Genomic DNA, 5,749 nt, shown 5'->3' with positions numbered 1-5,749 from the left:
CTAGTGTCATGTCACGCATGAAACGTCGGATATAGGCGCTTCAGTTTGATGCGTGCGTCTTGCGCGGTGAACTGCCAGTTCACCTTCGCCTGGAGTTGATCGCGATGCACCTGCCAGGCTGAGATCTGATCGCGCAGCGCTGCAATGTTGTCGATTCGTCGATTCAGGCATTGGCTGATCATCACATTGAGCTCGATTTCGGCCACATTGAGCCAACTGCCGTGCTTCGGTGTGTAGACGAACTCAAAACGGTCCCAGAGGGCTTTGGCCTGATCCGGGGGAAAGGCCTCGTATAGCGCCCCCGGTCTGTGGGTATTCAAGTTGTCCATGATCAGCGTGATCCGCTCAGCATCAGCGTAACGCTCGGCAATGTCCTGAAGGAACTGCGCCCAGTCGATCTTCGTCTTGCGATCGGTCACCCTGGTCATTCGGGTTCCGGCCAAGGGTTCAGTGGCCATGAACACGTTGCACACGCCGCATCGCTCATACTCGTAGTCGTAGCGCTGCAGATGCCCAGGGCCGGGCGGGAGCGGCGTGCGTGTTTCTCGGATGAGCTGTCGCGGCGTCTCGTCCATGCACACAACTGGATTCGTACCATCGTAAGGACGTCGATACACGTCCAAAACCCGCTCCATCGCGGCGACAAACTCAGCGTTGCCCGCCGGGGGAATCACCCAACCGATCCGCCGCCAGGGTTTGATTTCGTTTTTTTTAAAACCCGACGGACCGTCTCGTAGGATAGGCTGTCGACGTACTCGAGTTCGACGGCACGATCGGCGAGTAACCGAAGCGACCACTGAGAGTAGCCCTTCGGCGGCTCACTACAACTCAGCGCGACCAGGCGCGCTTCCAGATCACCGTCGGCCTTGCGCTCGTACTGCCGCTGGCGCGGCCGACCGCCCAAAGCCGTCTCCAGCCCCTGTTCGACGAATCGTTTTTTGACCCGATCAAGCTTGCGCATGCTGACCTTCAGCACCTCGGCCACATCCTCGCCCCGCAAGCGCCGCTGATTGAACTCGCCTTCATCGCAGTTCAGCAAGATCAATGCGTTGATGACTTTCCGAGATTGATGCGAGCCCTTCTGCGTGATCGCCTCGAGAGACTGTCTCTCGTCCGCCTGTAACGTCACTTTGTATTTCTTGACCAAGAATCTCTCTCCGTCTGTTCAGACGGAAAGACAGCCTATCACATCATGATCAGATACGACGATTTACGAGTGACGTGACACTAGCGCTGCTCTAGCGAGTCCAGCTGCAAGCGCGATTCCCCGATATCTCTTTCGAGGTGGTCGCCACTGATGCGAGCAACGTCATGCTCCGGCGTGCAGCTCACGCCTGCTATGCAGGCAAGACGCTGCGAGAACTTCCCGAGGAGTGGTGCCGAATGGCTTTCCGTAAGACGTCCGCCGGCTGGTGCCTACAGCCCGAGTACCGAGGGTCGGTTGAACTGCGTCTGGGCGATATCCGTCAGGACGCGCCCCCGGGATCGTTTCGCTTGATCATGTGCCGGAATCTTGTCTTTACCTACTTTGACCTGAGAAGCCAAGAGCGCGCGCTCAGTCGAATCCGGGAGCACCTCGTCCCGGAAGGCGCGTTGGCGCTCGGTCGTCATGAGACCCTGCCGCCGTGCGGGCTAGCTTACTTCCAGCAATGGCTGCCAAACATTCCAATCTACCGCCACAGAGTGGCCTAATCTATACAATGCTCTGTCAAATATAATGGGTGCTAGCGATGTGCGCTCGTCACTAGCGCTGCATCCTGCACGCGCTCAGCGCTGCGCCGGCGCGTATGCCAAAGTATTTTCTTGGATGACCCCCATGAAGAACATCTTCGTCGTCGGCCTTGATCCCTTTAATCTCGAGCTGCTACAGACGATCAAGCCATTAGGTGACTACCGCTTCATAGCACTGTTCGACCACGCTGAGGTCGTCCGGCCGCCTGAGATGAAATATCCATCACTGGATCGGCTCATCGGGCGCGCGGAATCGTTCCTTGCCCAATTTTCAGGTTCGATCGACGCCGTGATCGGCTACTGGGACTTTCCGACCAGCGCGCTGGCACCGCTGATCGCTAAGCGAGTTGGTCTTCCGGGCCCAACATTAGAGGCAGTGGCGCGCTGTGAGCACAAGTACTGGTCACGGCTCGAGCAGATGAAGGCCGTGCCTGATTTGGTCCCGCGCTTTCAGACGATCAATCCTTTCGCCGCAGCTCCGCTGGCCGACCTGGAGCTGAGCTATCCTCTGTGGATCAAACCGGTGAAAGCACACTCCTCGTTTCTTGGATTCCACGTTGCCGACGCCAAAGCGCTATACGAGCGTCTTGCGATCATCCGCCGGCGCATCGGCCTGATGGCCAGGCCCTTCAACGAGTTTCTCGCCCATGTAGAGCTACCGCAGAGCATCGCCTCCATCGACGGCTATCACTGTATCGCCGAGGAGATCATCTCCGCGGGCAAACAGTGCACGCTTGAGGGTTACGCCTTTGACGGCGAGGTTCACACCCTGGGAATCGTGGACTCCATTCGCACCGGACGACACCGCTCCTGCTTCTCGCGTTACCAATACCCCTCGGCATTGCCCAGGCGGGTCAAGGCTCGCATGGCCGAGGCGGCCGAGCGCGTCATTCGGCACCTTGGGTACGACGGCGCCGCCTTCAACATCGAGTTCTTCTGGGATTCGCAACGCGATCGTATTCGCCTGCTTGAGATCAACTCACGCATCTCGAAATCGCACTCGTGGCTATTCCATATGGTTGATGGGGCCACGAACCAGAAAGCGGTCGTCGAGCTTGGTCTCGGACAGCGGCCGACGCTCCCTTACCGCCAGGGCGAGTATCCGCTGGCGGGCAAGTTCATGCTGCGCGTCTATGAGGACGGTATCGTCGAGCGGCTCCCCAAGCAGGCCGCGATAGCGCAGCTTCAGGCGCACTATCCCGAGGCGCGCATGCGCGTGCTGATGCCCAAGGGCAAGGGTAGAGGCACCCGGCTTGCGCATCTGCCGTTTCAGGACAGTTACAGCTTCGAGCTCGCCGAAGTGTTCCTTGGCGGGCATAACCAGAAAGAGCTGCTCGCAAAATTCCGTTACGCAACGAAACTGCTCGACGTGCGGGTCACGCCGCTACGGCCCGATATCTCTAAGTGTATCGCCGAAGGGAGGCGGGACATTATAAAGTGAGGCCTGTAGGCCCGCGGTTGGCCAGTGCTGGCGCTCGTCACAGACCAGACGACAAACCGAACGCCGGAGGCCATAATGCGTGTAAGGTCCGTCCCAACCTCAAAGCGAACTCGGATTACGGTGCTCCTTGGCGATCCGAGGCTGCCCTATGCTTATAATCTGAGCAGGCGCTTCGAGACACACGACTACGAGACCGTGCGCCAACTCAAGTCGGCCTTGAGCACACTTACCGACTACGAATTCGACTTCCTCGATGAGCACGCCCTGTATTATGAGGGGCTACGCCGAAATGCGCCGCCGCTGGTGCTCAACTTCTGTAACACCGGCTACGGAAACCGCATTTCTCGCCAGCTTCACATCCCCGCTTTGCTTGAGATGCTGGATATCGCTTACATCGGCGCGGGGCCAGCGTGCCTGGCCCTATGCCACGACAAAAACGCAGTGTTGCACATCGCCACCGATCTTGGCATTCCGGTCCCCAAGCAACGCTTCGTCAAGCTTGTCGGCGGCGCCCACCCAAAGCCCGAGACCTATCCAGCTTTGATCAAGCCAAACCACGGCGATGGCAGCATCGGGATCGAGCCGGACGCGCTTGTCTACAACGATAGCGATGCAGCGCGCTATTTACGCCGACTGGCTGAACTCCTCGATCGACCAGGCCTAGTGATCGAGGACTATCTTCCGGGACCAGAGTACAGCGTAGGGCTCATCGGTAATCCGGGCACCGGCTTCGCGTCGCTGCCGCCACTGGAGGTGGACTACAGTGCCCTAGACCCTGTGCTGCCACCGATATTGACTTACGCGGCCAAGGTCGACCCGGGCTCAGCCTACTGGCGTCAAATCCGACTGCGCGAGGCACCGATTTCCCTAGCCCTGCGCGAGCAGCTAGAGAGCCAGTGCCGGGGAATCTTCACCCGCCTCGACTGCCGGGACTACGCACGGTTTGACTTTCGCTGCGATAACAACGGTGAGCCTCGCCTCATTGACGTGAACTGCCACCCCATGTGGGGTGCTGACGGGATGATGGCCAGCATGGCAGGCTTTGCCGGTCACGGCTATGCGGTGATGCTTGATCTGATCATTCGGGCGGGGCTTGAGCGTGTTAGCAATGCACTTTAGCGCCGGCACCACTCAGGCGTTCGCTCATGCGTTCCCAGCACGCCTGGGCGAAGGCCTCAAACAGTTTGCGCGAGGCGGCGGCATGCACGGCTTGCCATTCGGGATGCCATTGCACCCCAAGCGCGAAACGGCGGGCCCCTTCCACGCGAACCGCCTCAACAACGCCATCGGACGCAACAGCCTCTACCACCAAACCCGTCGCCACGCGGTCGATGGCTTGAATGTGCAATGAATTTACCTGCAGGCGCTCGGTGCCCAGCAATCGCGCCAGGAAGCCGCCCAGCGTCAATCGGACCTCATGGGCCGAGCCGTAGCGCTTCGCCTCAGGTAACGTCGTATCCTCACGATGATCCAATGTGCCCTCGAGCTCATGGAGCTGCTGATGGAGGGTGCCACCAAAAGCGACGTTAAGCTCTTGATGACCACGGCACAACGCAAGTACCGCCACCCCGGCATCGACCGCCCGGCGGATCAATGGCAAGGTGGTGGCATCACGCCGTAAGTCGCGCTCGCCGCCGTGATTGGCAGACAGGCCACCATAGTGGCACGGCTCAATGTTGGTGGAGCTGCCGGTAAAGAGTACGCCGTCTACAGAAGTAAGAAGCGCCTCAGTGTCCACAGCGGCACCCAAGGTCGGAATCAGGACGGGCAAGCATCGCGCGGCCTCGTCCACCGCGTCGGTGTACTTGCGCGCGACACAGTCGTAACCGGCCCCGCCGTGCTCTCGAAAGCAGCAAGTAATACCGACGACCGGACGCATCTATGCATTCCCTCATCAGGCCATTCATCAACCAAGTGGCCAACGCCACCACTTGCTTTAAGAAGCATAGCCTACGAAGCCACTTGCTAGGTCCTGTTCACATTTAAGCGAGCCAGAGCACAATGCACGCACACCTGACCATGGCAGCAAAATGTGCGGCGAGTTTTTCATAGCGGATCGCTATCCGGCGGAACTGCTTGAGCCGGTTGAAGAAGCGCTCCACCAGATTGCGCGCCTTGTATCGATGCCGATCGTAGTCCCGTGGCATCTTTCGATTGGACCGAGGCGGAATAATGGCCTCGGCCTGCTGTGCTTCGATGTGCTCGACCAAGGCGTTGCAGTCATAGCCCTTATCGGCGATCACCGCCTGCGCGCCTGGAGTTTGTTCGAGCAGGGCGAAGGCTTGGGTGATATCGGCCTGCTCGGCGCCGGTGAGTGTGAAGCCGATGGGGTTACCGAGCGCATCGACGATGCCGTGGAGTTTGGTGGCGAATCCGCCGCGAGAGCGGCCCAGAGCCTGCGGGCCGTGTTTTTTTGGGCGCCTGCGGCGTGTTGGTGGGCACGCACTGCCGTGCTGTCGAGCATGACTTCTTCGAGATCCCGATCCTCACCGAAGGCTTGGAAGATCCGCTCCCAGACCCCGTCTCTGGCCCAACGCGCAAAGCGGACATATGTGGTGTGCCAGTTGCCCAGCTCTG

General features: G+C 59.5%; 6 protein-coding genes. 3 read left to right on the top strand and 3 right to left on the bottom strand.

What is annotated here, in order from left to right:
• Positions 1–11: 11 nt before the first annotated feature.
• Positions 12–1,147, bottom strand: a protein-coding gene (locus tag AC52Q4_RS06850; protein WP_495536055.1) for an IS630 family transposase whose coding sequence is annotated in 2 segments (ribosomal slippage) — positions 12–718 and positions 718–1,147 — 1,137 coding nt in all. Because the reading frame shifts where the segments join, the coding sequence is not laid out codon by codon here.
• Positions 1,148–1,251: 104 nt separating this feature from the next.
• Between AC52Q4_RS06850 and AC52Q4_RS06845 the strand changes: the two genes are divergently transcribed.
• The 3 genes from AC52Q4_RS06845 (at position 1,252) to AC52Q4_RS06835 (ending at position 4,291) form a co-directional block, all read left to right on the top strand.
• Positions 1,252–1,692: a CheR family methyltransferase gene (locus AC52Q4_RS06845; protein WP_495536057.1), complete on the top strand. Its 441-nt coding sequence runs from the start codon at positions 1,252–1,254 to the stop codon at positions 1,690–1,692.
• A gap of 124 nt (positions 1,693–1,816) precedes the next feature.
• Positions 1,817–3,172, top strand: a complete 1,356-nt coding sequence (locus tag AC52Q4_RS06840) for an ATP-binding protein (protein ID WP_495536054.1) — start codon at positions 1,817–1,819, stop codon at positions 3,170–3,172.
• A 75-nt stretch (positions 3,173–3,247) separates the two neighbouring features.
• Positions 3,248–4,291 carry a D-alanine--D-alanine ligase family protein gene (locus tag AC52Q4_RS06835; RefSeq protein WP_495536053.1) on the top strand — a complete coding sequence of 348 codons (1,044 nt, stop codon included), beginning with the start codon at positions 3,248–3,250 and terminating at the stop codon, positions 4,289–4,291.
• On the opposite strand, the gene AC52Q4_RS06830 is transcribed toward AC52Q4_RS06835, so the two are convergent.
• Both AC52Q4_RS06830 and AC52Q4_RS06825 read right to left on the bottom strand, forming a co-directional pair.
• Positions 4,275–5,051 (bottom strand): gamma-glutamyl-gamma-aminobutyrate hydrolase family protein, encoded by a 777-nt coding sequence (locus AC52Q4_RS06830; RefSeq protein WP_495536052.1) that lies wholly within the window; start codon positions 5,049–5,051, stop codon positions 4,275–4,277. The two genes, AC52Q4_RS06835 and AC52Q4_RS06830, sit on opposite strands and share 17 nt — an antisense overlap.
• 103 nt (positions 5,052–5,154) lie before the next feature.
• Complete coding sequence (locus tag AC52Q4_RS06825; RefSeq protein WP_495536056.1) at positions 5,155–5,565, bottom strand: IS5 family transposase; 411 nt, start codon at positions 5,563–5,565, stop codon at positions 5,155–5,157.
• Positions 5,566–5,749: the final 184 nt, after the last annotated feature.

The organism is Nitrococcus sp., from assembly GCF_059432795.1.
This window is presented reverse-complemented; position numbering and strand designations above follow the sequence as displayed.

Excerpts from the sequence above, each read along its gene's own strand:
- AC52Q4_RS06835 (WP_495536053.1), top strand. The coding sequence starts at position 3,248 with ATGCGTGTAAGGTCCGTCCCAACCTCAAAGCGAACTCGGATTACGGTG.
- AC52Q4_RS06840 (WP_495536054.1), top strand. The coding sequence starts at position 1,817 with ATGAAGAACATCTTCGTCGTCGGCCTTGATCCCTTTAATCTCGAGCTG.
- AC52Q4_RS06830 (WP_495536052.1), bottom strand. The coding sequence starts at position 5,051 with ATGCGTCCGGTCGTCGGTATTACTTGCTGCTTTCGAGAGCACGGCGGG.